A 24,172-nucleotide genomic window follows, 5' to 3' on the forward strand; every position below is an offset into this window, starting at 1 on the left:
TAGCGCGGTGGTCCCACCTGACCCCATGCCGAACTCAGAAGTGAAACGCCGTAGCGCCGATGGTAGTGTGGGGTCTCCCCATGTGAGAGTAGGGAACTGCCAGGCATCAAACAAGTGAAGAGGCCATCCGGAAGGATGGCCTTTTTGCGTTATCGCTCCAGCCAAACCAATTCCCTCATTCGATATTCCTGCTGTCGCCATTAATACCTTACGGACGTATTAAAGCGTTTTACCCTACTGAAACTGAAGTTGTGGAATGCATTATGCTGGCTCGCAGCAGCGTTAAATCAATTAAATGTTATGTACAGGTATGGGGTATAGCGGGGAGTAAGGTAGCGTATTGAATTTAATTAATATCTGATGCTATTCGTGATGAGGAATATACGTTCCTTATATCAGGGAAAAATAAAAGCGCGGCGATGGCCGCGCTTTTAGAAGCCTTATTTAGTCAGGGCGACAATACCGAGTGTCAGGCCAGCGATTGCCGCGGCGCCACCAGCAATCGCACCTGCTGTTTCCCAGTTATCCTGGGTAGTGCCCTTCATACAGGTATTGGTGTGAACCAGTCGCCCCTGATCGTCGTATACCGGTACACATGGAGAGTCGTGCGCGCAACCAGCAAGCAGCGCAGCGAGAAGTGCAACGGAAAGGAATCTTTTCATGATGTTACCTCAATATGATCGCTTATTCGCTAAAGAGCCGATACAGCAATTAACGAACTGATGATTATTTTACCACCGCACTAATACCATGCAGCACGGGGAATAATCTCAATTTGTGTGGATTGTAAAAATTATGAAGAAAAAAGCGCGGGCACTGATTATTAATGGAGGAAATGTGAAGAGGGGATGTATTTTTACATTGTTTTCAGGAAATAAAAAAGGCACCAGAGGTGCCTTTATGATTTTCATTAATCCTTGTGCTTTGTAAACCGTCTCCGGACAACCACAAAGAAAACAGGAACAAAGAAAATGGCCAACAGGGTGGCTGACAGCATCCCGCCCATCACGCCCGTCCCGACCGCATTTTGTGCCCCACTACCTGCACCGCTGCTGATGACCAGAGGCATAACACCAAGGATGAATGCCAGGGAAGTCATCAGGATAGGACGCAGACGCATACGCGAGGCTTCAAGCGTGGCTTCGATAATCCCTTTGCCTTCTTTATCCATGAGATCCTTGGCGAACTCAACGATCAGTATGGCGTTCTTGGCTGATAAACCAATTGTCGTAAGCAGACCAACCTGGAAGTAAACGTCATTGTTCAGCCCTCGCATTGATGCAGCCAGAAGCGCGCCGATCACCCCCAGCGGCACAACCAGCATGACCGAGAAGGGAATTGACCAACTTTCATAGAGGGCCGCCAGACACAGGAACACCACAATCAGTGAGATGGCGTACAGCGCCGGAGCCTGATTCCCGGAAAGTCGTTCCTGATAAGACATCCCCGTCCAGTCGTAGCCGATGCCGGAAGGCAGTTTTGACGCAAGGCTTTCCATCAACGCCATTGCCTCACCGGTACTTTTGCCAGGGGCAGACTCACCGAGGATCTCCATTGACGGCATCCCATTGTAACGTTCCAGACGCGGTGAACCGTACACCCAGTGAGAGCTGCTAAAGGCAGAGAAAGGCACCATTTCGCCGTTAGCGCTACGCACATACAGTCCGTTAATGTCTCCAGGTAGCATACGGAAGCGAGCATCAGCCTGGACATAAACTTTTTTTACCCGTCCGTGATCGATAAAGTCGTTCACATAGGTGCCACCCAGGGCTGTTGAAATCGTCTGATTGACGTCAGACACGCTCACACCCAGCGCCTGTGCCTTCTCCTGATCGACGTCCAGCTTGAACTGTGGCGTATCTTCCAGTCCGTTAGGACGCACGCGGACCAGTAAGTCAGGATGTTCTCTCACCATGCCCAGCAGCTGGTTACGCGCCTGGGTTAACTGCGTATGCCCCAGGTTTGCCTGGTCAATCAATTCAAAGTCAAAGCCTGTTGCGGTACCCAGTTCAATAATGGCAGGCAGGTTAAACGGAAATACAAGACCGTCTTTGATCTGGCTGAACGCTTTCGTCGCGCGGCTGACAATCGCCTCAACGCCGTTTTCCTTGCCCGGACGTTCTTCCCATGGCTTCAGGCTGACGAAAGCGATACCGGAGTTCTGCCCCTGTCCGCTAAAGCTAAAACCGTTTACGGTAAAGACCGATTCAACGTTCGCTTTCTCTTTCGTCAGGTAATAATCCTGAACCTGATCGAGTACCTGCTGAGTACGCATTTGCGTCGCCCCTGCCGGCAACTGAACCATCGTCATAAACACCCCCTGATCCTCTTCCGGCAGGAAGGAGGAAGGCAGGCGCAGGAACAGAACTGCCATGCCGCCGACGATGGCGACGTAAACCAGCAGATAGCGGCCGGTCTTACGTAAAATGCCGCTCACGCTGTTGCTGTAATGCTCCACACTTTTATCAAAGAGCGCGTTAAACCAGCCGAAGAAACCACCTTTCTTTTCATGATGTTCGCTGGAAACCGGTTTGAGCAGCGTTGCACAAAGAGCAGGCGTTAATATCAACGCCACCAGTACCGACAAGGCCATCGCGGAGACAATGGTCAGCGAGAACTGGCGATAGATAGCCCCGGTTGAACCACCAAAGAATGCCATCGGGATAAATACCGCCGAAAGCACCATGGCAATGCCCACCAGGGCGCCCTGGATTTGCTCCATCGACTTCTGCGTCGCCTCTTTTGGCGGCAGCTTGTCCTCAACCATGACGCGTTCTACGTTCTCGACCACCACGATGGCGTCATCGACGAGCAGACCTATCGCCAATACCATCCCGAACATCGTCAGGGTGTTAATGGAGAACCCGAACGCAGCCAGTACCGCAAAGGTGCCCAGTAACACCACGGGCACGGCGATCGTCGGAATAAGCGTTGCCCGCAGGTTTTGCAGGAACAAGTACATCACCAGGAACACGAGAACAATCGCTTCAAACAGTGTCTTCACCACCTCATGGATTGAGATCTTCACGAAAGGTGTGGTGTCGTACGGATACACGACTTTCAGGCCCTGAGGGAAGAAGGGCTGCAACTGCGCCAGTTTACTCTTGATGGCGGCAGCGGTATCCAGCGCGTTTGCGCCAGTCGCCAGCTTGATCCCCAGCCCCGTTGCTGCCTGGCCATTGATTTTGGTGACCATGTTGTAGTTTTCGCCACCCAGCTCAATGCGGGCCACATCTTTCAGGTGGACCATTGAACCGTCCTGGTTCACCTTCAGCGTCACACGACCAAACTCCTCCGGCGATTTCAGACGCGTTTGAGCAATAATTGAGGCGTTCAGTTGCTGCCCAGGTACGGACGGTGTTCCGCCCAACTGGCCCGCAGCAATCTGGTCGTTCTGCGTTTTTAGCTGGTTAATGATATCCAGCGGCGTGAGCTGATATTTGTTCATCGCGTTGCTGTCCAGCCAGATGCGCATTGCATACTGGGCACCGAACAGCTGCACGTCACCGACGCCGGAAGTACGGCTGATCGCATCTTTTACATTAGAAGCGACATAGTCGGAGATATCATCCTGCGTGAGGTTTTTATTGTCCGACACAAAGCCTGCAACCAGCAGGAAGCTGCTGCTGGATTTCTCCACGCCGATCCCCTGCTGCTGCACTTCTTGTGGCAGCAGCGGCATGGCGAGCTGGAGTTTGTTCTGAACCTGCACCTGCGCAATATCAGGATCTGTACCCGACTCGAACGTCAGCGTAATGGTGACGTTACCAGCGGAATCACTGGTGGACGACATGTACATCAAATTATCGATACCGTTCATGTTCTGTTCGATAACCTGAGTGACGGTGTCCTGTACCGTCTGGGCATCAGCGCCCGGGTAGGTTGCTGTCACCGCAACCGCCGGCGGCGCAATGGTCGGATATTGCGCGACCGGTAGTTTTAAAATGGCCAGCCCGCCCGCAATCATCAGAATGATGGCGAGTACCCAGGCGAAAACAGGCCGTTGAATAAAGAAATTAGCCATGTCGTTATTCCTTAACTGGCTGGAGTCGCTGCGGTATCAGGAATAGCCACGACGGTGACGCCAGGGCGAACTTTTTGCAGGCCGCTGATAATGACGCGGTCGCCGTTTTTGAGGCCTTCCGTGATCAGCCAGCGATCGCCAATCGCCTGCGGTGCAACGACAGTGCGTGATTCCACCTGGTTTTTCTCATTTACCACAAGCACGGTGGCATCTCCGCGTGGTGTACGGGTTACTCCCTGCTGGGGAACCAGTATGGCATCAGGTTGCGTACCTTCATCGATGCGCGCACGGACAAACATACCCGGTAACAGCATATGCTGTGGGTTAGGGAAGAGGGCGCGAAGGGTGATTGAGCCGGTACTTTCATCTACCGTGACATCAGAGAACTGGAGCGTTCCTTTCAGCGGATAAGGCTGGCCATTTTCCATCAGCAACTCGACGCTGCTGGTGTCTCCCTTTTGCAGGCTCGTCTGCTGCTTCAGGCGCATAAAATCGCTGCTGGATTGCGTCACATCGACATAAATGGGATCGAGTTGCTGAACCGTCGCCAGTGCAGTTGCCTGGCCATTAGTGACTAACGCCCCTTCGGTGACGCTGGATTTACCTATACGCCCGTTGATTGGGGATGTGACTTTCGTATAGGCCAGGTTGATCCGCGCGCTTTCAACGCCAGCCTTCGCGGCAACCACGCTCGCATCCGCCTGCTGGGCAGTTGCCACCGCCTGATCGTACTCCTGCTTGCTCACATATTGCGTACCAACCAGCGGAACGTAACGTTTCACCGTCAGATGGGCGATATTGGCCGCCGCCTGTGCTTTTACCAGTTCACCTTTCGCATTGTCGTAGGCTGCCTGATAGGTGGCCGGATCGATTTGATAAAGGGATTCACCCGCTTTAACGTCGCTGCCTTCGGTAAAATTACGGTGCAGAATGATACCACTTACCTGAGGACGAACCTCCGCAACACGATACGCGTCAGTTCTGCCGGGCAATTCTGTCGTTACGGCCAGTGGCGCGCTTTTAACAATATGAACACTGACCTGAGGAGCTTGCGCATGCTGCTGTGGGTTTTCTTGCCCATCGCACCCGGTGAGCAGCGCGGCACAGACAATGAAACCGGATAAGGGTAAGCATCTGAAGTGATTCGTCATTACTGTTCCTTAAACTACCCTTGAGCCGATATTTGCCATGAATCGGTGAAAGGGTGTGAGGCAAAAAATAGAAATGTAGCCGCGTATAATAATGAGGGTGTTTAATGTTTTTTAATTTATAAGTGCTGATGGAGCTTTTAAAAGTAAAAATCGGAATCTGACACAGTGCATTCGGTATTCTTTTTCTGTCAGGATAATCAACGAAATGTTTTCGGTGAATGCTATTCATATATTTTATGAATTTTATGTATTCTATTTATTCACGTGAATTATAAATTAAATGAATTGACTTTTTTTGTGCAAAATTAACACGGGTTTTGGTTAATACTTTGACTACACGACCACGGCAATATCCTTTGATAACGTATCAATCTTATGAGTAATGAGTAGCAGGTTATGGCGCGCAAAAAGAAAGAAGAGGCTCAAAAGACCCGCCAGCAGCTGATTGAAGCCGCTATCGGGCTATTCGCGACGCGTGGCGTGTCCAGCACCACGCTTACCGACATCGCCGATGCTGCTCAACTCACTCGCGGGGCGGTTTACTGGCATTTCTCGAGTAAAGCGGAAATATTTAATGCAATATGGGATCAGCAATTGCCGATGCGTGAGATGATTCGTGACAGGTTAATACTTTCCGAAAATGACGACCCTTTGTTAATGCTTCGTGAACAATTTATTGTCGCACTGCAATATATTGCGAGCGAGCCGCGGCAATATGCGCTTTTACAAATTTTGTATCATAAGTGTGAATTTCATGACGATGTGATTTCAGAATGTGAAATACGAAAGCGGATCGGTTTAAACGATGATTATCTTCGCAAGACGCTAAAGCGATGCATTGCTCGTAACGTTATCTCTTCGCAAACCAATATTGAACTGGCGCTGATTGTTTTCCACGCCTTTTTTAGCGGTGTCATTAAAAACTGGTTAATGGATAACACCCGTTTTAATCTGTACAAACAAGCACCGGCGCTGGTGGATAATATTCTGGCGACACTAAATATCACCCGAGTGGCGCCAGTGGTTTACGATACAGCCTTATGACTGCGCCCGGGGTGGCGACATCTCCCCGTGCTGGCACTGTTCCATAATAGTTTGCGCGGTGATTGGTTTGCCCAGCAGATAACCCTGTAGCGTATTGCATCCCAGTTCTGTCAGGAAGGTCTGCTGCGCTGCGGTTTCGACCCCTTCCGCCACGACCTTCAGATTCAGCGTTTTTGCCAGGGCGACAATCGCTGAGACAATTGTCGCATCTTCGCTCTCTCCGCTTAACTCTTTCACAAAAGCGCGATCGATTTTCAACTCGCAGGCGGGGAGCCGTTTAAGATAGAGAAGGCTTGAGTAACCTGTACCAAAATCGTCTATCGAGGCTTTTACTCCCGCATCCGTCAGCGCGGTCAGGACGCGTACGCTTTCGTCCGGATTGTTCATTGCCGTGGTTTCAGTCACCTCCAGGATCAACATGCCGGGCGGTAAGCTATGGCGCGTCAGACAATCGAGAACCGTTTTAACCAGCGACGGCTGTTCGAACTGCAACGTAGAAAGATTCACCGCCATTGACCAGTCCGTGTGGCCCTGAAGATGCCATTCACGCAGCTGGCGGCAGGCCTCGTCGATTACCCAGTTTCCAATCGGAATAATCAGCCCCGTTTTCTCTGCCAGCGGTAGAAACAGGTCGGGGGAGAGTAATCCCTGTTTGGGATGCTGCCAGCGTAACAGCGCTTCGAACCCGAGAACCGGCCCGGCAGGGGCGTGGAATTTAGGTTGATAAAGCAGGCGTAACTCATTACGGTCGATGGCTTGCCACAGATCATTCATCAGCTGAAGATGCGTCTGCGCCAGCGTATTCATTGACGGCTGGAAGAAGTGATAGCCGTTACGACCCATATGTTTCGTGTGGTACATCGCAGCATCAGCGTTAAACATCAGTTCACGATCGGTTTTGCCATCGTGTGGATAGAGCGCAATGCCAATGCTCAGGGTGACCATCAGTTCATAAGGATCGAGATGGAACGGGCTATCAATGACGCGCACCAGTGAATTTGCCAGTGAGGCAGCATCATCCGGAGTGGCGGTTTCGGCCAGCAGGACGAATTCATCCCCACCGATACGCGCCAGTGTATACTGACCTTTCAACTGCAACAGCAAACGCTGAGTCACCGCAACCAGAAGCTTGTCACCGACATCATGACCATAGGCATCGTTGACGGTTTTAAAGCCGTCGAGATCCATAAACATCAGCGCGAAAGGGCTTCCTTCGCGATCGGCCTTGCTGATGGCCTGATCGAGGCGATCCTCAAGCAGAATACGATTGGGTAATCGCGTCAGCGTATCATGTAACGCCAGCTGTGCGAGTTCACGATTAGCTTCTGCCAGTGATGAGGCCAGCAGCGAGGTACGAGCCTGAAGGCGGGCATCGAACATCGACACCAGCAGCGTAATCCCCAGAATAGCGAGCGCGACCACGCTAACCAGTATCGCCAGCCAGCTCCCGTTAATGCCATGATGGTGGACCATCGTCGACATTGGAAATTGTGCTGCTTCCATGCCGGCGTAATGCATGCCAGCGATAGCGATGCCCATGGTGATCGCCGCCCCCAGCCGCATCAACGCCATTCGTGCGGCTTCCTGACGTAAACGGAACGTCAGCCAAAGAGCGGCCAGTGAAGCGGCAAGGGCAATGACCACAGAGATAGCCACCCACGTTTTATCCCAGACAATACCCGGTGTGACCTCCAGGGCAGCCATACCAGTGTAGTGCATGGCAACAATGCCCGTTCCCATCACGACGGCGCCAGGCAGCAGCCGGCGCAAACGTAGCTGCTCGCCGCTAACGAGCCACAGGGCAAACATTGACGAGCTGATGGCGATAACCATCGAAAGCACGGTCAGGACCGCGTTGTAACTCATGCTCATGGAAAGATCCATCGCCAGCATACCGATGAAATGCATCGCCCACACGCCAATCCCCATCGAAACACCGCCACCTGCCAGCCAGACGCGTGCAGCGATGCCCTGGCTTCCGGCAACGCGCGCAGCCATATTCAGCGCGGTATAGGTGGCAAGAATGGCAACAACAAAGGAGATGACTACGAGGATTTGGTTGTATTGGCTAACCAGCATGGTCTGTTCACTCGTTGTGAGACGTTAAGCAAGAGCGGTTGGAAAGGGCACAGACATTATCATCGTCAGGAAATGACGAAAAGTGATTTAAATCCCTATTTTTATTGAGTGATAACAGGGGTTTACAGGATGGAAGCGGTTAGTCCAGCTCTGAGCAGTTGACCAGTTTAAGCGGGTTCACGGAATTCATATTGCGACATTTATCGGTTTCGGTGCTCATCAGTTCAATCCACTGCATCAGCAGCGCATCGAAAATGAAAACAGAGACAGCAAAAACGACCAGCCACCAGTATTTACGAATCATGTGTCATTCCGCGAAAAGAGAGCCTGTAAGTTACTGGAAATATACACGAAAAGCGGGCGTTGAAAAGTAGGGAAAGAGAAGGTTTACAAAGCATTGACGGTTGCCCGTCCGGACGATAAAAAAGGCGCTTCCCCATGCCGAAGAGCGCCTTTTTAAACAAGCAGTTAGCTAATCGAAATTAGTTCATGCCGTATTTTTTCAGTTTCTTACGCAGGGTACCACGGTTGATGCCCATCATCAGGGCAGCGCGGGTTTGATTACCACGGGTGTATTGCATCACCATGTCCAACAGTGGCTGTTCAACTTCAGCCAGTACCAGCTCATACAGGTCATTAACATCCTGACCGTTCAGTTGAGCAAAATAGTTCTTCAGTGCCTGTTTAACCGAGTCACGCAGGGGCTTTTGAGTCACCTGATCCTGAGAGTTAACGGTAGAAACGGTCAGTACGTCAGAATTTACGCGTTGTTCGAACATAGTTCTGTCAGCTCTTTATTTCATTACGCAAGATTTTCGAAGTATGCCTCCAACGCCTCCAGCTGTTCGCTGGCATCCTCAATGGCGTTGAATGTGCGCCGAAACTGGTCATTTGGAGCGTGCTCCTGGAGATACCAGGAGACGTGTTTACGCGCAATTCGGTACCCTTTTGCCTGGCCGTAGTGGTCATGCAGTTCCCGAACATGCGAACAAAGCAAGCGCTTAACCTCTGCCAGAGGCAGTGGGGCAAGCAGCTCCCCAGTGTCCAGATAATGCTGGATTTCCCGAAAGATCCAGGGTCTTCCCTGAGCGGCACGTCCTATCATCAGAGCATCAGCTCCCGTATAGTCGAGCACAGCTCTGGCTTTAAGCGGGTCAGTAATGTCGCCATTCGCGATAACCGGAATGGAAACTTTCTGCTTAACTGCCCGAATGCTGTCGTATTCAGCTTCACCGTTGAACAAACAGGCGCGAGTGCGTCCATGAATGGTCAGGGCCTGAATGCCACAGTCTTCGGCCAGTTGGGCAATCTCTACGCAGTTACGGTGTTCCGGCGACCAACCCGTGCGAATCTTCAACGTAACAGGAACGTCCACTGCGCTGACAACCGCCGTCAGGATTGACTTCACCTGGTCGGGGTATTGCAGAAGGGCTGAACCTGCAAGCTTGCGATTCACCTTTTTGGCCGGGCAACCCATATTGATATCAATAATCTGGGCGCCACTTTCCACGTTAATACGCGCGGCATCTGCCATCTCTTCAGGCACGCTTCCGGCAATTTGCACGGTGCGGATACCTGGTTCATCAATGTGCACCATCCGTAGGCGGGACTTATCGCTTTCCCAAACCAGCGGGTTAGACGACATCATCTCGGAAACGGTCAGGCCTGCTCCCATCTCGTAACACAGCGTCCTGAACGGCCGGTCGGTAATACCTGCCATTGGGGCTGCGATCAGGCGATTTCTGAGCTGGTGGTGTCCGATGCGCATGAGTTAAGAAATGACCATACTGTGACTGCAAGGCGGCGTATATTACGCATTTTTTGCACGAGATGAAAGGCCAAACTTTGAACAATCCTCTGTTGTAGATCAAGGAATCGCCAGTCATTCTTTTTGGATAAGATTATTCGCTATTTAAATCATTGTGTTATGAATAAATGAACATTTTGTGGGCGCTTACAATTTCCCGTAACTTCTCATCATTTCTGAATAAATGAATAAATTGTCCGGGATAATCTGCTGCTATAAGCAGCAGATTATGGCGCTTCTTTGCGATCTGCGTCGCATTTCAGCACAGGATATCAGCGTAAAAAAATCGACTTATTCAACAACCAGACGGCCATGAAGCGGTTGAACCGGGCGGCTGTTTTCATGGTGCATGGTGTGAGTGAATTTTTGCAGCTGTTCAGCAGAGACGGTCAGCGGGTGCTTGAGCACCAGCCATGTCACCCCTTCTGAACATGGTGGCGTGGTCAGAGAGCCGCTAAAACGCCAGTAGGTTTTATCCGTGGGCAGTAATTTATTCATATCGAGGGTTGGCTTAATCGTTACGTTCTGGTCAACCTGTCCAGGCATCACGCCCCAGAGTTTATCCAGTTCAGTGTTTGCCGCGCCCTGATCGAACATAACGGCAACGACCGTCAGTTCGCCGTCAGCGTTTTTATGGACCAGATGCATTTCCATTGCGTATTTTTTACCGTGCACCGTGTTTTCGGATGGCGCATGGAAATGGAACTGCTGTAACGTCCAGCGCTGTTTATCAAGCGTGATGCTGTCGCGTGTATCGGCATTTTCACTTGCCTGGATAGTATGGCCGTTGTTTGTCAGAATGACCGGGCCGTCGATATAGTGCGTTTCCAGCGGAGAGATGTGGGCTTTGACCGTGTTATCTATGTTGACCGGCGACTGATACATTCCGCTTTTACACGTCTTGTACGCCTCGTCCAGTTCGCCCCAATGTTCCGGTGCGCCTTCTCCCTGATAACTCCAGTGTGATGCGTAAGCCGTAGCCGAAATCATGCTCAGCGCCAGCAGCGCTGCCTTGCCTGAAATGTGTTTCATCATATTCTTCCTGTGAATTTTATTATCCAAATCAATGAGTAACATTATGATTTGTGCGGTTATTTTATCGAAGAAAGGAAGAAGGCGGGAGAAAAAACCGAAGGGAAAAGGCGTGGTCAGACGACCACGCCAAACGCTTATTTTTTACGGCCGGTGATGCGACACCACTCTTCTTTCTCGACCACCGGGTCGAGCGCGAAGAGATCGGCGTAGGCTTCACAGACGCTGTCTGCCTGGCTGGCAAGGATACCGGACAGGCCCAGCAGACCGCCTTCAACCGGCAGCACGCTGATTAACGGCGCCAGCTCGCGTAACGGGCCAGCCAGGATATTCGCGACCACAACATCGGCTTTCATCGCCTCTGGCTGTGCATCGGGCAGATACAGTTCAAGGCGATCGGAAACGCCATTACGCTCGGCGTTATCACGGCTGGCCTGAATCGCCTGCGGATCGATGTCGATCCCGATGGCTTTTGCCGCGCCCAGTTTCAGCGCCGCGATAGCAAGGATCCCGGATCCGCAACCGAAGTCGATCACGGTTTTGCCTTCCAGATCCAGGCCATCCAGCCATTGCAGGCACAGGGAGGTTGTCGGGTGGGTGCCGGTGCCGAACGCCAGACCCGGATCCAGCATCACGTTGACGGCGTTTTTATCGGGAACTTCACGCCAGCTTGGGCAGATCCACAGACGCTGACCAAACTGCATCGGATGGAAGTTGTCCATCCACTCGCGTTCCCAGTCTTTGTCTTCCAGCTGTTCAATTTTATGCGCGAAACCCACGCCCAGCAGCGGATGGTTTTCCAGAATCGCCACGACCTCTTTCATGTCGGTTTCTGCATCGAACAGGCCGATAACGTCCGTATCACCCCACAGGCGCGTTTCGCCCGGCAGCGGCTCAAAGACCGGCGTGTCATGCGTGTCCTGGAAGGTGATAGAGACCGAACCGGCCTCCATCAGCGCATCACTCAGTTCTTCGGCGTTCGCGCCGGTTGTGTTCAGTTTTAATTGGATCCACGGCATGGCAAAACTCTTTATTTGTCAGTAGAAATCAGGACAGTTTGTGGCACCGGTCGACCAAAACGGTTTCCCACCACAAACGCCAGTAAACTTACCAGTAACGAAGGCACGATCGGATGGAAGCCCAGATACTGAATTTTAAACGTGGCGAGAACAGCATACAGGACGCCCCCGACAATCATGCCGCTTAATGCACCCGCGGCATTCGCGCGTTCCCAGTAGAGCCCCAGCACCAGCGGCCACAGGAAAACGGCCTCCAGCCCACCAAAGGCGAGCAGGTTCAACCAGATGATCATCTCCGGTGGACGCCACGCGGCCAGCAGCAGCAACGCCCCCAGCACCAGGGTAATCACCGCCGACATGCGCTTGAGGCGTCGCTCATTTTCGACCTGTTCAGGGCGCAAATTCAGATAGAGATCTTTAATGATCGTAGCGGAACTTTGCAGCAACTGAGCGTTGATAGTCGACATAATGGCCGCCATGGGGGCGGCGAGGAAAATCCCGGCGGCAAACGGCGGAAGCACTTTCACCATCAGGGTTGGAATGACCAGATCCGGTACGGTAAGGTCAGGGATCACCGCGCGTCCCAGCGCACCCGCCAGGTGCATACCGAACATCAGGATCGCCACCACAATTGTCCCGATAATGATCCCGCGGTGCACCGCTTTGCTGTCTTTATATGAGATGCAGCGCACGGCGGTATGCGGCAGGCCAATCACGCCAAAGCACACCAGTACCCAGAACGAGGTCATAAAGGCTGGAGAGAGGATGTCATCCGCCCCCTGCGGCGAGACCAGTTTCGGATCGATCGCTTCCAGGGTTTCAACCGCATGGCTCAGGCCCCCTGCGGCATGCACGATACCCACCAGCAGAACGAGGGTGCCAATGAGCATCACCATCCCCTGCATCGTGTCGTTGAGTACGCTGGCGCGGAACCCGCCAAACGCGGTATACAGCGCGATACTCACACCGAAAATGACCAGGCCCGTCTCATAGGGGATCCCGGCTGCCGTCTCCAGCAGTCGCGCCCCGCCGATAAACTGCACCGTCATTGCGCCAATAAACGCCACCAGCAGACTCAGGCTTGCCAGCCATACCAGCAAGCGACTCTGATAGCGGGCAAACAGCATATCGTTCAGCGTTACGGCATTGTAGCGACGGGCCAGAATGGCAAACTTTTTACCCAGTATGCCCAGAGAGAGCCAGATGGCAGGCAGCTGGATCATGGCCAGCAGTACCCAGCCCAGCCCGTACTTATAAGCGGCGCCGGGGCCACCGATAAACGAGCTGGCGCTGATGTACGTGGCGGTCAGCGTCATGGCCAGCACGACGCCACCCATAGAGCGGCTCCCGAGGAAATACTCGTTCAGAAAGGTGCCGGTCGAACGTTTACGCATCGCATAAACCGACAGGCCAAACACCAGGAACAGGTAAGCGATAAGGGGCAGAATGACTTCAAGCTGCATCATCGTCCTCCAGTGAAATATCGCGATAGATGAATTTCACCATCGCCCAGCACAGCAGGATAAACACCAGCGGCAGCAGCAGGCAGGCCATTTCAAACCAGTGCGGGAGGCCGGTAATGCCAATCGCCGAATCAGGTAAGTAAGCAGTTACTAACCACGCGGCGAGATAGAGAAGGGTCAGCCACAGCGCCCAGCGCGCTTCTTTATGGGCCTGAACAAAACGTTTGTCCATTTTTTGTCCCTTGTGGATGAAGAAAGCGGGGATTGTACATGATGGGGCTTAGCGATCCCCAGAAATAAAAAAGGCCGGATAATCCGGCCTTTTAGCAACACTGGTCTCTTACTTCTCGTTCAGACCGAGTTTTTTCTCCAGGTAGTGGATGTTAGTGCCACCATTCTGGAAGTGCTCGTCGCTCATAATGCGCATCTGGAGATCAACGTTGGTTTTGATCCCGTCGATGATCAGCTCCTGAAGGGCGTTCTTCATGCGGGCAATGGCCACGTCACGGTTTTCGCCGTAGCAGATCAGCTTACCGATCATTGAGTCATAATACGGCGGTACGGTGTAACCGGCGTAGATATGGGACTCCCAGCGCACACCAAAGCCACCCGGCGCGTGGAAACGCGTGATTTTACCCGGGCTTGGCAGGAAGGTATTCGGGTCTTCGGCGTTGATACGGCACTCTACCGCATGGCCTTTAACCACAACTTCTTCCTGTTTGATGGACAGCGGCTGACCGGCTGCGATACGCAGCTGTTCTTTGATCAGGTCTACGCCGGTGATCATTTCGGTAACCGGGTGTTCAACCTGAATACGGGTGTTCATCTCAATGAAGTAGAACTCGCCGTTTTCGAACAGGAACTCAAAGGTACCCGCCCCGCGATAGCCGATATCGACACACGCTTTGGCGCAACGCTCACCGATGTAGCGACGCAGTTCAGGCGTAATGCCCGGCGCTGGCGCTTCTTCGACCACTTTCTGGTGACGACGCTGCATGGAGCAGTCACGTTCTGCCAGATAGATCGCGTTGCCCTGACCGTCAGCCAGCACCTGAATTTCGATGTGGCGTGGGTTTTCCAGGTATTTTTCCATGTACACCATGTCATTACTGAAAGCCGCTTTCGCTTCCGCTTTGGTCATGGAGATGGACTGCGCCAGTTCAGCATCGCTGCGTACAACGCGCATACCGCGACCGCCGCCGCCGCCGGACGCTTTGATGATCACCGGATAGCCAATGCGTTTAGCATGGGCGCGGTTAGCATCCATATCGTCGGTCAGCGGGCCGTCAGAGCCCGGTACGGTTGGCACGCCGGCTTTTTTCATCGCGGTGATGGCAGACACTTTGTCACCCATCAGGCGAATGGTGTCGGCTTTCGGGCCAATGAAGATAAAGCCAGAGCGTTCAACCTGCTCAGCAAAGTTGGCGTTCTCAGAGAGGAAACCATAACCCGGGTGAATCGCGACCGCGCCAGTGATTTCGGCGGCGCTGATGATCGCCGGGATGTTCAGATAGCTTTTTACGGACGGAGCCGGACCGATACAGACCGTCTCATCCGCCAGCAATACGTGTTTTAAATCGCGATCCGCGCTTGAGTGCACGGCCACGGTCTTGATGCCCAGTTCTTTACAGGCACGAAGAATACGCAGTGCAATCTCGCCACGGTTGGCGATAACAATTTTATCCAGCATGTTCGCCTCGTTACTCGATGACGACCAGCGGCTCGTCAAATTCTACCGGCTGACCACTTTCGACCAGGATCGCTTTCACAGTACCTGATTTGTCTGCTTCGATCTGGTTCATCATTTTCATGGCTTCAACGATGCACAGGGTATCGCCTACGTTGACTTTCTGACCCACTTCGATGAACGCCTTCGCGTCCGGGCTCGGGGTGCGGTAGAAAGTACCAACCATTGGGGAACGTACGATGTGACCACTGATTTCTGTTGCAGCCGCAGGTGCCGCTTCTGCTGCCACTGGTGCAACGGCTGCGGAGAGCGCAGGCTGCTGCACTGGCGCAGCGTAAGCTTGCTGCATTACCGGGAAGCTAGCGGCCGGGGCTGCACGGCTGATGCGTACAGACTCTTCGCCTTCAGAAATTTCCAGTTCGGAGATGCCTGATTCTTCAACCAGCTCGATCAGTTTTTTAATCTTACGAATATCCATGAGTGGGTTCCGTACTCTTGTTTAGTGTGATTGTGACAAGCGTTTTACCGCTGTCTGTAAAGCGTATGAATAGCCGTCTGCACCCAGCCCACAAATCACGCCAGCGGCGATATCTGACAGGTAGGAATGGTGGCGGAACGGCTCTCGGGCGTGCACGTTACTCAGGTGGATCTCGATAAACGGGATACTCACCGCGAGCAGTGCGTCGCGTATAGCAACACTGGTGTGCGTAAACGCGGCCGGATTGATCAGGATATAGTCCACAGTGTCTTTAGCCTGATGAATACGGTCGATGATTGCGTACTCCGCGTTTGACTGAAAATGGTCCAAATCCACATTCAGCGACGCTGCTTCCGTACTCAGACGGTTAACAATTTCGCTCAATGTCAGCGTGCCGTACTTCTCTGGCTCACGGGTGCCGAGCATGTTCAGGTTCGGACCGTTCAATACTAAAATTTGGAATTTGTCAGCCATTGTGCCGCTATCTCCTGCGATTTTCGGGTAAAAAACAACATATACCCTCAAAGCGCAATTGTCACCCTTTCAGAGGCCTAAAACCCCTGTCCGGAAAACCGAAGTCGCACATTATAACGATTTCGTAGCATTTGGCAGCTAAATACTGGTCTTATCAGGGAAGATTATCAACCGCTATCCGAAAAAGATTCGCGGTTGATAAATAATCTGCGGGAAAACGCACAGTTTCGTGAACTATCGCAACCACTGGCGGAACTTCTTGTAACGCCACGCTAAAAGGGCCAGGGCCAGCAGGGCGTAGATGACCGGCTGAGGGGATAAAATCTTCACCGACCACAGGTAATGAATCGGGGCGAGGATAGCGACAAGATAGACGAAGTTGTGCAGCAGTTGCCAGCGTCGACCCAGTTTTCGCTGCGCATACTGCGTGGATGTCAGCGTCAGCGCCAGTAAAACCAGCCAGCTTACGATACCCAGCGTCAGATAGGGACGCGTCACCAGTTCGCTGCCAAGGAGTGCCAGGTTGTTAATGCCCAGTTCCAGCAGGGCGTAGCTGGTGAGATGCAGCGTCGCCCAGGCAAAACACCATAGCCCTAAAAGCCGACGGGTGCGTATCAATAATGGCTGTTTAGCGTAGCGCGCCAGCGGTGAGACGAGCAAGGTCGCCAGCAAAAATTTCAGAGCCATCCGACCCGTAAAATGCTGAATATCTTTCGCCGGATCGGCACTGAACTGTCCCTGGCTGGCTGCCCAGAAGAGCCAGATAAAGGGGAGCAATCCTGCTAAATGCAGGAGTACCTTCAGCCAGGTTATCTGCTTTGCCGTTAAACGCACTTAGAAGTTCTCCCGTAAATTCAGCCCACGGTAGAGGGATGCCACCTCATCCGCATAGCCGTTAAACAGCAGCGTTGGCTGGCGTTTAACATCCAGCGCGCCGCCGGAGCCGATAAAACGTTCCGTTGCCTGCGACCAGCGCGGATGGTCAACGTGCGGGTTAACGTTGGCAAAAAAACCATACTCGTCAGGCGCTGCCAGGTTCCAGGTGGTGGGGGGGCGTTCACGGGTGAGCTTAATGCTGACGATCGATTTGATGCCCTTGAAACCGTATTTCCACGGTACGGTCAGGCGAATGGGCGCCCCGTTTTGCGGCGGTAGCGCTTTGCCATAAACCCCGACGGTGAGCAGCGTAAGCGGATGCATGGCTTCGTCGAGACGTAAACCTTCAACGTAGGGATACTCCAGCCCGCCGCCGATAAACCGATCCTTCTGGCCTGGCATCTCGTCCGGGGCGTAGCGCGTCTGGAAGGAAACATACTTCGCGTTGCTGGTGGGCTCAACCAGCGCCAGCAGTTTATGCAAAGGGAAACCTACCCACGGCACCACCATCGACCAGGCTTCCACACAGCGCATACGGTAAATGCGCTCTTCAAGTGGGAAGCGGGTGGTGAGGTCATGATGATCCAGCGTCAGCGGTTTTGCCACCTCGCCATCTATCTTCAGCGTCCAGGGATCGGTTTTCATGCTCCCGGCGTTGGCGGCAGGATCGGCCTTATCGAGACCAAACTCATAGAAGTTGTTATAGCCGGTGACTTTATCTTCCGGCGTCAGCGCCAGTTTATTCTGCCACTGCGCCGGTTTGGTGAAGTTAAGCGGTGCGCCGGAGGGGGCTTTCGGGCGATCGTTGCCCTTAAACCAGTCGAGCAGATCGGCATGGGCCGCAGGGGTGAGCGTCAGGGCGGTGGCGCTGATGCCAAGCATTTTCAGGATCTGGCGGCGCTGTAGCATAAAGACAGATTCAGACGTTACGTCGGCTTCCGTCAGTTTTCGGGTTTTCATGGCATCCTCCGTCAGGCGTTTTTCTAAGCATGACGGAGGAGGAGGGTTAGCGCGAATATGTCACGAAAATTTGAAGATTAGGCGATTTTAACCAGCGCACGACCGTGGAACTGGTTGTCCATGATTTTACTGGCGAACTCTGGCGCCTGGCTCAGGGTAATCTCAGTGGCGCTCTGGTCAAAGAATGAGGCTGGCAGATCCTGCACCAGACGTTCCCAGGCCTCAGCTCGCCGCTCGGCTGGGGTCATGACCGAATCGACACCCTGAAGACGCACGTTACGCAGAATAAATGGCATCACCGTCGTCGGCAGGGCAAAACCGCCCGCCAGACCACAGGCCGCCACGCAGCCGCCGTAATTCATTTGCGCCAGCACCTTCGCCAGCACTTTGTCGCCGACGGTATCTACTGCGCCAGCCCAGACCTGTTTTTCCAGCGGGCGGGTCTCGGCAAATTCGTCGCGGCTCAGAATGCGGCTTGCGCCCAATTGACGTAGATAATCATGCGTACTTTCGCGGCCTGAGACGGCAGCAACCTGATACCCCAGCTTGTGCAGCAGCGTGACGGCCGTGCTGCCCACGCCGCCGCTGGCGCCGGTGACGACAATTTCGCCAGAGTCAGGGCGGATCCCGGCCTCTTCCAGCGCCATCACGCACAGCATGGCGGTGAAACCTGCCGTGCCGATGATCATCGCCTTACGACCGTCCAGGCCTTTCGGCATCGGGACCAGCCAGTCACCTTTTACGCGCGCCTGCGCTGCCAGTCCGCCCCAGTGGTTTTCACCTACGCCCCAGCCGGTGAGCAGCACCTGCTGTCCGGCGTGAAAACGTGGATCTTCACTGGTATGTACGCGGCCTGCAAAGTCGATTCCTGGCACCATCGGGAAATTTCGGATGATTTTACCTTTTCCCGTAATGGCCAGCGCATCCTTATAGTTCAGGCTGGACCAGTCGATATCTACGGTCACGTCGCCCTCCGGCAGGCGGCTCTCCTCGATGGCTTGCACTGAGGCAACGGTTTTGCCGTCCTGCTGTTCTAAGATCAAAGCCTGCATACTGGGTCCTCACTAGGTTTGATGATGGGAAAATATGTTCTGATGACTATACTCGCTCAATGAAACGCAGTGCCGATTTAACGCAATAAATTGCCAGATACGCCAGGTTTGGTAGTATGCCGCATTTGAAATGCAAGTTAGTGCTCACTTGCACCCCCCTTCAACCCACGGAGTAATCTCAAGGATGCGATTAACGACGAAGTTCTCAGCTTTTATCACCTTGCTGACGGGGCTGACCATATTTGTCACGCTAATCGGCTGCTCGCTGAGCTTTTACAATGCCATCCAGGATAAGCTGGTTAACCGGGTTGAATCGGTTGCATCGGTTATCGACACTCGCCTGATTGCAACCTCCTTCCCGGCGCTTTCGCGTGAGCTGGATGAGTTAATGGTGCCTGTGGATATCGTGCAGATCGACATTAAACAGGGGAAGCAGACCGTTTTCAGCCATACCCGCCAGGGCAGCTATCGTCCTGCCGGCACGGTAGATCAGTATCGGAACGTCACGGTTAATTCGCTTAAACATCCGGGTATGACAATTCATCTGATGTACCAGGATCCGATGAGCAACTATTTACGCTCGCTCATGACCACCGCCCCCTTAACCATCGCCGTTGCCTTTATCGTACTGCTGATTTTCCTCGCGGTTCGCTGGCAGCGTCGTCAACTTTCCGGCCAGGAACTGCTGGAAACACGCTCCGTGCGGATACTGAATGGCGAACGGGGTCCGCAGGTGCGGGGATCGGTTTATGAATGGCCATCACGCACCAGTAGCGCCCTGGACGTGTTGCTCTCCGAAATCCAGTTTGCCAGCGATCAGCGTAGCCGTATGGACACGTTGATTCGCTCTTACGCCGCGCAGGATAACAAAACGGGCCTCAACAACCGTCTCTTCTTTGATAATCAGCTGGCTACCCTTCTTGATGACCCCGAAAAGGTGGGTACGCATGGCGTGGTAATGATGATTCGCCTGCCCGACTTCGATCTGCTCCGTGATACCTGGGGTCAGCGCGTGGCGGAAGAGAACCTCTTTACGCTGATTAACCTGCTGTCCACCTTTATTATGCGCTACCCCGGCGCGTTACTGGCACGCTACCACCGCAGCGATTTTGCCGTCTTGCTGCCGCATCGCACCTTAAAGGAGTCCGAGAGTATCGCCAGCCAGCTGCTGAAAGCCGTCGATGCGCTGCCCCAGAGCAAAATGCTCGACAGAGACGATATGGTGCATATGGGCATCTGTGCCTGGCGCGGCGGTCAGTCGACGGAGCAGGTGATGGAACATGCGGAAGCGGCCACGCGTAACGCCGTATTGCAGGGGGCGAACGGCTGGGCAGTCTATGATGATACGCTGCCGGAGAAAGGGCGCGGCAACGTGCGCTGGCGAACCCTGATTGAACAGATGCTGAGCCGGGGCGGACCGCGCATCTATCAAAAACCGGCGGTCATGAAGAATGGTCATGTTCATCATCGTGAGCTGATGTGCCGTATTTTTGATGGCACTGAAGAGGTTATCTCCGCGGAATATCTGCCCATGGTGTTGCAATTCGGATTGTCCGAAGAGTATGACCGTCAGCAAATCACCCGTCTCATTCCGTTTTTATCGTACTGGCCTGAAGAAAATCTGGCTTTACAGGTGACCGTCGAATCGCTGATCCGTCCGCGTTTCCAGCGCTGGTTACGTGACACGTTAATGCAATGCGAAAAATCGCAACGCAAACGCATTATTTTTGAACTTGCAGAGGCAGATGTAGGTCAACACATCAGCCGGTTGCGCCCGGTAGTGCGTTTAATCAATGCGCTTGGGGCTCGCGTGGCGGTAACCCAGGCGGGTTTGACGCTGGTGAGCACCCGCTGGATCAAAGAGCTGGATGTTGAATTATTGAAGCTGCATCCGGGTCTGGTAAGGAATATTGAAAAACGCACGGAAAACCAGCTGCTGGTACAAAGCCTGGTGGAAGCGTGCAAAGGAACGCAAACGCAAGTATTTGCCACAGGCGTACGTTCACGTAGTGAATGGCAGATGTTGACAGAGCGCGGCGTGACGGGCGGTCAGGGGGATTTTTTTGCCGCCTCTCAGCCGCTTGACACCAATGTGAAAAAATATTTGCAAAGATACTCTGTTTGACCTGCCGTTTACTTTGTTTTCACGTAGAATATCGCGCCTGTAGCTTTGAGTAAGACGAGCATAAAAGCCAGTGAACGACCTTTAGTGGGTTACAAGTGAAAGTGAGGGACGCTGCTGTTTACTCAGCCCTGAGGGATTCAGGGGATGAATTTGTAACAAAGGAAACGTGCTGCACTAATTTTCACCGTAGCAGACGATTTTTGCGCCTTGTCGCTGCTGCGTGTGGTTGGTAAAGTAAGCGGATTTTGTTTTCCGCCCCAGCTTTCAGGATTATCCCTTAGTATGTTGAAAAAATTTCGTGGCATGTTTTCCAATGACCTGTCCATTGACCTGGGTACCGCGAATACCCTTATTTATGTAAAAGGACAAGGCATCGTATTGAATGAGCCTTCCGTTGTGGCCATTCGTCAGGATCGTGCCGGCTCGCCAAAAAGCGTGGCCGCAGTAGGTCATGATGCGAAGCAGATGCTGGGCCGTACGCCGGGCAACATCGCCGCGATCCGCCCTATGAAAGACGGCGTTATTGCTGACTTCTTCGTGACCGAAAAAATGCTTCAGCACTTCATCAAGCAGGTTCACAGCAACAGCTTCATGCGCCCAAGCCCGCGCGTGCTGGTGTGTGTGCCGGTTGGCGCGACCCAGGTTGAACGTCGTGCGATCCGTGAATCCGCTCAGGGCGCCGGTGCGCGTGAAGTGTTCCTGATTGAAGAACCGATGGCTGCGGCAATTGGTGCGGGTCTGCCGGTTTCTGAGGCTACCGGTTCTATGGTGGTGGATATCGGTGGCGGTACCACTGAAGTGGCCGTTATCTCCCTGAACGGTGTGGTGTACTCCTCTTCCGTGCGTATCGGCGGCGACCGTTTCGACGAAGCCATCATCAATTACGTTCGCCGTAACTACGGCTCTCTGATCGGTGAAGCAACCGCAGAGCGCATCAAGCATGAAATCGGTTCTGCCTATCCGGGTGATGAAGTACGCGAGATCGAAGTTCGCGGTCGTAACCTGGCTGAAGGCGTGCCACGCGGATTCACCCTGAACTCCAACGAAATCCTGGAAGCGTTGCAGGAGCCGCTGACCGGCATCGTGAGCGCGGTGATGGTTGCGCTGGAACAGTGCCCGCCAGAGCTGGCTTCCGATATCTCCGAGCGCGGTATGGTTCTGACCGGTGGTGGTGCGCTGCTGCGTAACCTCGACCGCCTGTTAATGGAAGAGACAGGTATTCCTGTCGTAGTTGCAGAAGATCCACTGACTTGCGTCGCCCGTGGTGGTGGCAAGGCGCTGGAAATGATCGACATGCACGGCGGCGACTTGTTTAGCGAAGAGTAGTCGGGTGTGAGAGGGTAGCAATTCGCTACCCTTTCTCTCTGACGCGAGAATACGCATAGCCTATGAAGCCAATTTTTAGCCGTGGCCCGTCGCTACAGTTTCGCCTGATCCTGGCGGTTCTGGTTGCGCTCGGGGTCATTTTTGCCGATAGCCGCCTCGGTACGTTCAGCCAGATCCGAACGTACATGGATACCGCCGTCAGTCCTTTCTACTTTATTTCAAATGGTCCCCGTGAACTGCTCGACTCCGTGTCGCAAACGCTCTCATCGCGTGACCAGCTCGAACTCGAAAACCGTGCGTTACGCCAGGAACTGCTGCTGAAAAATAGCGAGCTGCTGATGCTGGGGCAATATAAGCAGGAAAACGCCCGTCTGCGCGAACTGCTTGGCTCGCCGCTGCGCCAGGATGAACAGAAAATGGTCACCCAGGTGATCTCCACCGTAAACGATCCGTACAGCGATCAGGTGGTGATTGATAAAGGCAGCGTGAACGGCGTATACGAAGGTCAGCCTGTCATCAGCGATAAGGGCGTCGTGGGCCAGGTTGTGGCGGTTGCCAAACTGACCAGCCGCGTGTTGCTGATTTGCGATGCCACCCATGCACTGCCGATTCAGGTGCTGCGTAACGATATTCGCGTGATTGCCGCCGGTAATGGCTGCACGGACGATCTGCAACTGGAACACCTGCCTGCCAACACGGATATCCGCGTGGGCGACGTGCTGGTGACGTCCGGTCTGGGCGGTCGTTTCCCTGAGGGCTACCCGGTTGCGGTTGTCTCTTCCGTGAAGCTCGACACTCAGCGTGCCTACACCGTGATTCAGGCGCGTCCAACGGCCGGCTTGCAGCGTTTGCGCTACCTGTTGCTGCTGTGGGGCGCCGATCGTAACGGCGCTAACCCGATGACACCGGAAGATGTGCATCGCGTGGCCAACGAACGCCTGATGCAGATGATGCCGCAGGTGCTGCCTGCGCCGGATGCGATGGGACCACCTGCACCCGTACCGGCTCCGGCGACGGGGTTAACGCAGCCGCTGCCGGATGCGCCCCCACCGCCGCAAGTCTCGGGTGGAGGGCAGTAGTGGCCAGTTATCGTAGCCAGGGGCGCTGGGTAATCTGGCTCTCATTCCTCGTTGCACTGTTGCTGCAAATTATGCCCTGGCCGGACGACATTCTTGTTTTCCGGCCAAACTGGGTATTGCTCATTTTGCTCTACTGGATCCTTGCCCTGCCGCACCGCGTAAATGTCGGCACAGGTTTTGTGATGGGTGCCATACTGGATCTTATCAGTGGCTCTACGCTTGGCGTCCGCGCCTTATCCATGAGCATTATTGCGTATCTCGTCGCACTCAAATTCCAGCTCTTTCGTAACCTTGCGCTCTGGCAACAGGCGCTGGTAGTGATGTTGTTGTCGCTCGCTGCGGATATCGTTGTTTTCTGGGCAGAGTTTTTAGTGATCAACGTCTCTTTCCGACCGGAAGTGTTCTGGAGTAGTGTAGTAAACGGTGTGCTCTGGCCGTGGCTGTTCCTGCTGATGCGTAAAATTCGCCAGCAGTTTGCCGTGCAATAAAAGGTTTC

Annotated in this window: 22 protein-coding genes and 1 rRNA gene; 6 read left to right on the forward strand and 17 right to left on the reverse strand. The window is 53.6% G+C overall.

Annotation, left to right across the window (positions count from 1 at the left end; all coding sequences use genetic code 11):
- Nucleotides 1-105 (forward strand): 5S ribosomal RNA (rrf, locus tag INF61_RS00120); the annotation flags it as partial.
- Nucleotides 106-440: 335 nt separating this feature from the next.
- Here rrf and INF61_RS00125 read toward each other — a convergent pair.
- The 3 genes from INF61_RS00125 to INF61_RS00135 form a co-directional block, all read right to left on the reverse strand.
- Nucleotides 441-662, reverse strand: coding sequence for a lipoprotein (locus INF61_RS00125; protein ID WP_003860364.1), 222 nt, complete (start codon nt 660-662; stop codon nt 441-443).
- Nucleotides 663-910: 248 nt separating this feature from the next.
- Nucleotides 911-4,024 (reverse strand): efflux RND transporter permease subunit, encoded by a 3,114-nt coding sequence (locus INF61_RS00130; protein WP_045348860.1) that lies wholly within the window; start codon nt 4,022-4,024, stop codon nt 911-913.
- Nucleotides 4,025-4,035: 11 nt separating this feature from the next.
- Nucleotides 4,036-5,175, reverse strand: coding sequence for an efflux RND transporter periplasmic adaptor subunit (locus tag INF61_RS00135; protein WP_015572026.1), 1,140 nt, complete (start codon nt 5,173-5,175; stop codon nt 4,036-4,038).
- A 396-nt stretch (nt 5,176-5,571) separates the two neighbouring features.
- On the opposite strand from INF61_RS00135, the gene envR reads away from it, so the two are divergent.
- Nucleotides 5,572-6,219, forward strand: coding sequence for an acrEF/envCD operon transcriptional regulator (envR, locus tag INF61_RS00140; protein ID WP_193547431.1), 648 nt, complete (start codon nt 5,572-5,574; stop codon nt 6,217-6,219).
- On the opposite strand, the gene INF61_RS00145 is transcribed toward envR, so the two are convergent.
- The 14 genes from INF61_RS00145 to INF61_RS00210 form a co-directional block, all read right to left on the reverse strand.
- Nucleotides 6,214-8,298: a bifunctional diguanylate cyclase/phosphodiesterase gene (locus tag INF61_RS00145; protein WP_193547432.1), complete on the reverse strand. Its 2,085-nt coding sequence runs from the start codon at nt 8,296-8,298 to the stop codon at nt 6,214-6,216. The two genes, envR and INF61_RS00145, sit on opposite strands and share 6 nt — an antisense overlap.
- Nucleotides 8,299-8,437: 139 nt before the next feature.
- Nucleotides 8,438-8,602, reverse strand: coding sequence for a DUF2556 family protein (locus tag INF61_RS00150; protein ID WP_003860373.1), 165 nt, complete (start codon nt 8,600-8,602; stop codon nt 8,438-8,440).
- A gap of 178 nt (nt 8,603-8,780) precedes the next feature.
- Nucleotides 8,781-9,077 carry a DNA-binding transcriptional regulator Fis gene (gene fis / locus INF61_RS00155; protein ID WP_000462905.1) on the reverse strand — a complete coding sequence of 99 codons (297 nt, stop codon included), beginning with the start codon at nt 9,075-9,077 and terminating at the stop codon, nt 8,781-8,783.
- A gap of 23 nt (nt 9,078-9,100) precedes the next feature.
- The gene (gene dusB, locus INF61_RS00160) at nt 9,101-10,066 is read right to left on the reverse strand and encodes a tRNA dihydrouridine synthase DusB (protein ID WP_193547433.1); all 966 of its coding nucleotides are present in this window, start codon (nt 10,064-10,066) and stop codon (nt 9,101-9,103) included.
- A 330-nt stretch (nt 10,067-10,396) separates the two neighbouring features.
- A complete protein-coding gene (locus tag INF61_RS00165) occupies nt 10,397-11,137 on the reverse strand; it encodes a carbonic anhydrase (RefSeq protein WP_017382702.1) in 741 nt (246 codons plus the stop codon).
- Between the two features lie 137 nt (nt 11,138-11,274).
- The gene (prmA, locus tag INF61_RS00170; protein ID WP_015572021.1) at nt 11,275-12,156 is read right to left on the reverse strand and encodes a 50S ribosomal protein L11 methyltransferase; all 882 of its coding nucleotides are present in this window, start codon (nt 12,154-12,156) and stop codon (nt 11,275-11,277) included.
- Between the two features lie 11 nt (nt 12,157-12,167).
- Nucleotides 12,168-13,619: a sodium/pantothenate symporter gene (gene panF, locus INF61_RS00175; protein ID WP_017693892.1), complete on the reverse strand. Its 1,452-nt coding sequence runs from the start codon at nt 13,617-13,619 to the stop codon at nt 12,168-12,170.
- Nucleotides 13,609-13,851 carry a YhdT family protein gene (locus tag INF61_RS00180; protein ID WP_003860385.1) on the reverse strand — a complete coding sequence of 81 codons (243 nt, stop codon included), beginning with the start codon at nt 13,849-13,851 and terminating at the stop codon, nt 13,609-13,611. The genes panF and INF61_RS00180 overlap by 11 nt, the downstream gene beginning before the upstream one ends.
- 108 nt (nt 13,852-13,959) lie before the next feature.
- Nucleotides 13,960-15,309 (reverse strand): acetyl-CoA carboxylase biotin carboxylase subunit, encoded by a 1,350-nt coding sequence (gene accC / locus INF61_RS00185; RefSeq protein WP_003860388.1) that lies wholly within the window; start codon nt 15,307-15,309, stop codon nt 13,960-13,962.
- 10 nt (nt 15,310-15,319) lie between these two features.
- Nucleotides 15,320-15,784: an acetyl-CoA carboxylase biotin carboxyl carrier protein gene (accB, locus tag INF61_RS00190; RefSeq protein WP_015572018.1), complete on the reverse strand. Its 465-nt coding sequence runs from the start codon at nt 15,782-15,784 to the stop codon at nt 15,320-15,322.
- A gap of 21 nt (nt 15,785-15,805) precedes the next feature.
- Nucleotides 15,806-16,258, reverse strand: a complete 453-nt coding sequence (gene aroQ, locus INF61_RS00195; protein ID WP_003860391.1) for a type II 3-dehydroquinate dehydratase — start codon at nt 16,256-16,258, stop codon at nt 15,806-15,808.
- A 234-nt stretch (nt 16,259-16,492) separates the two neighbouring features.
- Nucleotides 16,493-17,092 (reverse strand): protein-methionine-sulfoxide reductase heme-binding subunit MsrQ, encoded by a 600-nt coding sequence (gene msrQ, locus INF61_RS00200; RefSeq protein ID WP_003860393.1) that lies wholly within the window; start codon nt 17,090-17,092, stop codon nt 16,493-16,495.
- Nucleotides 17,093-18,094, reverse strand: a complete 1,002-nt coding sequence (gene msrP, locus INF61_RS00205; protein ID WP_015572016.1) for a protein-methionine-sulfoxide reductase catalytic subunit MsrP — start codon at nt 18,092-18,094, stop codon at nt 17,093-17,095.
- Between the two features lie 77 nt (nt 18,095-18,171).
- A complete protein-coding gene (locus INF61_RS00210) occupies nt 18,172-19,146 on the reverse strand; it encodes an MDR family oxidoreductase (RefSeq protein WP_017382706.1) in 975 nt (324 codons plus the stop codon).
- A gap of 184 nt (nt 19,147-19,330) precedes the next feature.
- On the opposite strand from INF61_RS00210, the gene csrD reads away from it, so the two are divergent.
- From csrD to mreD, 4 genes are all read left to right on the forward strand, one after another.
- Nucleotides 19,331-21,271 (forward strand): RNase E specificity factor CsrD, encoded by a 1,941-nt coding sequence (gene csrD / locus INF61_RS00215; protein WP_017693893.1) that lies wholly within the window; start codon nt 19,331-19,333, stop codon nt 21,269-21,271.
- Nucleotides 21,272-21,553: 282 nt separating this feature from the next.
- Nucleotides 21,554-22,597: a rod shape-determining protein MreB gene (mreB, locus tag INF61_RS00220; RefSeq protein WP_000913396.1), complete on the forward strand. Its 1,044-nt coding sequence runs from the start codon at nt 21,554-21,556 to the stop codon at nt 22,595-22,597.
- 62 nt (nt 22,598-22,659) lie between these two features.
- Entirely contained in the window at nt 22,660-23,676 is a 1,017-nt protein-coding gene (mreC, locus tag INF61_RS00225; RefSeq protein ID WP_193547434.1) for a rod shape-determining protein MreC, read from the forward strand.
- Nucleotides 23,676-24,164: a rod shape-determining protein MreD gene (mreD, locus tag INF61_RS00230; RefSeq protein WP_003860402.1), complete on the forward strand. Its 489-nt coding sequence runs from the start codon at nt 23,676-23,678 to the stop codon at nt 24,162-24,164. The genes mreC and mreD overlap by 1 nt, the downstream gene beginning before the upstream one ends.
- Nucleotides 24,165-24,172 lie beyond the last annotated feature (8 nt).

Source organism: Enterobacter cloacae complex sp. P18RS, from assembly GCF_014982105.1.
Classification (GTDB): Bacteria; Pseudomonadota; Gammaproteobacteria; order Enterobacterales; family Enterobacteriaceae; genus Enterobacter; species Enterobacter hormaechei_C.

Bases quoted from the DNA above. Each gene is read 5' to 3' on its own strand.
- prmA (WP_015572021.1), bottom strand. From the start codon at position 12,156: ATGCCGTGGATCCAATTAAAACTGAACACAACCGGCGCGAACGCCGAA.
- accB (WP_015572018.1), bottom strand. From the start codon at position 15,784: ATGGATATTCGTAAGATTAAAAAACTGATCGAGCTGGTTGAAGAATCA.
- mreB (WP_000913396.1), top strand. From the start codon at position 21,554: ATGTTGAAAAAATTTCGTGGCATGTTTTCCAATGACCTGTCCATTGAC.
- INF61_RS00165 (WP_017382702.1), bottom strand. From the start codon at position 11,137: ATGAAACACATTTCAGGCAAGGCAGCGCTGCTGGCGCTGAGCATGATT.
- INF61_RS00210 (WP_017382706.1), bottom strand. From the start codon at position 19,146: ATGCAGGCTTTGATCTTAGAACAGCAGGACGGCAAAACCGTTGCCTCA.
- msrP (WP_015572016.1), bottom strand. From the start codon at position 18,094: ATGAAAACCCGAAAACTGACGGAAGCCGACGTAACGTCTGAATCTGTC.
- INF61_RS00150 (WP_003860373.1), bottom strand. From the start codon at position 8,602: ATGATTCGTAAATACTGGTGGCTGGTCGTTTTTGCTGTCTCTGTTTTC.
- aroQ (WP_003860391.1), bottom strand. From the start codon at position 16,258: ATGGCTGACAAATTCCAAATTTTAGTATTGAACGGTCCGAACCTGAAC.
- INF61_RS00135 (WP_015572026.1), bottom strand. From the start codon at position 5,175: ATGACGAATCACTTCAGATGCTTACCCTTATCCGGTTTCATTGTCTGT.
- accC (WP_003860388.1), bottom strand. From the start codon at position 15,309: ATGCTGGATAAAATTGTTATCGCCAACCGTGGCGAGATTGCACTGCGT.
- panF (WP_017693892.1), bottom strand. From the start codon at position 13,619: ATGCAGCTTGAAGTCATTCTGCCCCTTATCGCTTACCTGTTCCTGGTG.
- fis (WP_000462905.1), bottom strand. From the start codon at position 9,077: ATGTTCGAACAACGCGTAAATTCTGACGTACTGACCGTTTCTACCGTT.
- INF61_RS00180 (WP_003860385.1), bottom strand. From the start codon at position 13,851: ATGGACAAACGTTTTGTTCAGGCCCATAAAGAAGCGCGCTGGGCGCTG.
- INF61_RS00130 (WP_045348860.1), bottom strand. From the start codon at position 4,024: ATGGCTAATTTCTTTATTCAACGGCCTGTTTTCGCCTGGGTACTCGCC.
- envR (WP_193547431.1), top strand. From the start codon at position 5,572: ATGGCGCGCAAAAAGAAAGAAGAGGCTCAAAAGACCCGCCAGCAGCTG.
- mreC (WP_193547434.1), top strand. From the start codon at position 22,660: ATGAAGCCAATTTTTAGCCGTGGCCCGTCGCTACAGTTTCGCCTGATC.
- csrD (WP_017693893.1), top strand. From the start codon at position 19,331: ATGCGATTAACGACGAAGTTCTCAGCTTTTATCACCTTGCTGACGGGG.
- INF61_RS00125 (WP_003860364.1), bottom strand. From the start codon at position 662: ATGAAAAGATTCCTTTCCGTTGCACTTCTCGCTGCGCTGCTTGCTGGT.
- dusB (WP_193547433.1), bottom strand. From the start codon at position 10,066: ATGCGCATCGGACACCACCAGCTCAGAAATCGCCTGATCGCAGCCCCA.
- INF61_RS00145 (WP_193547432.1), bottom strand. From the start codon at position 8,298: ATGCTGGTTAGCCAATACAACCAAATCCTCGTAGTCATCTCCTTTGTT.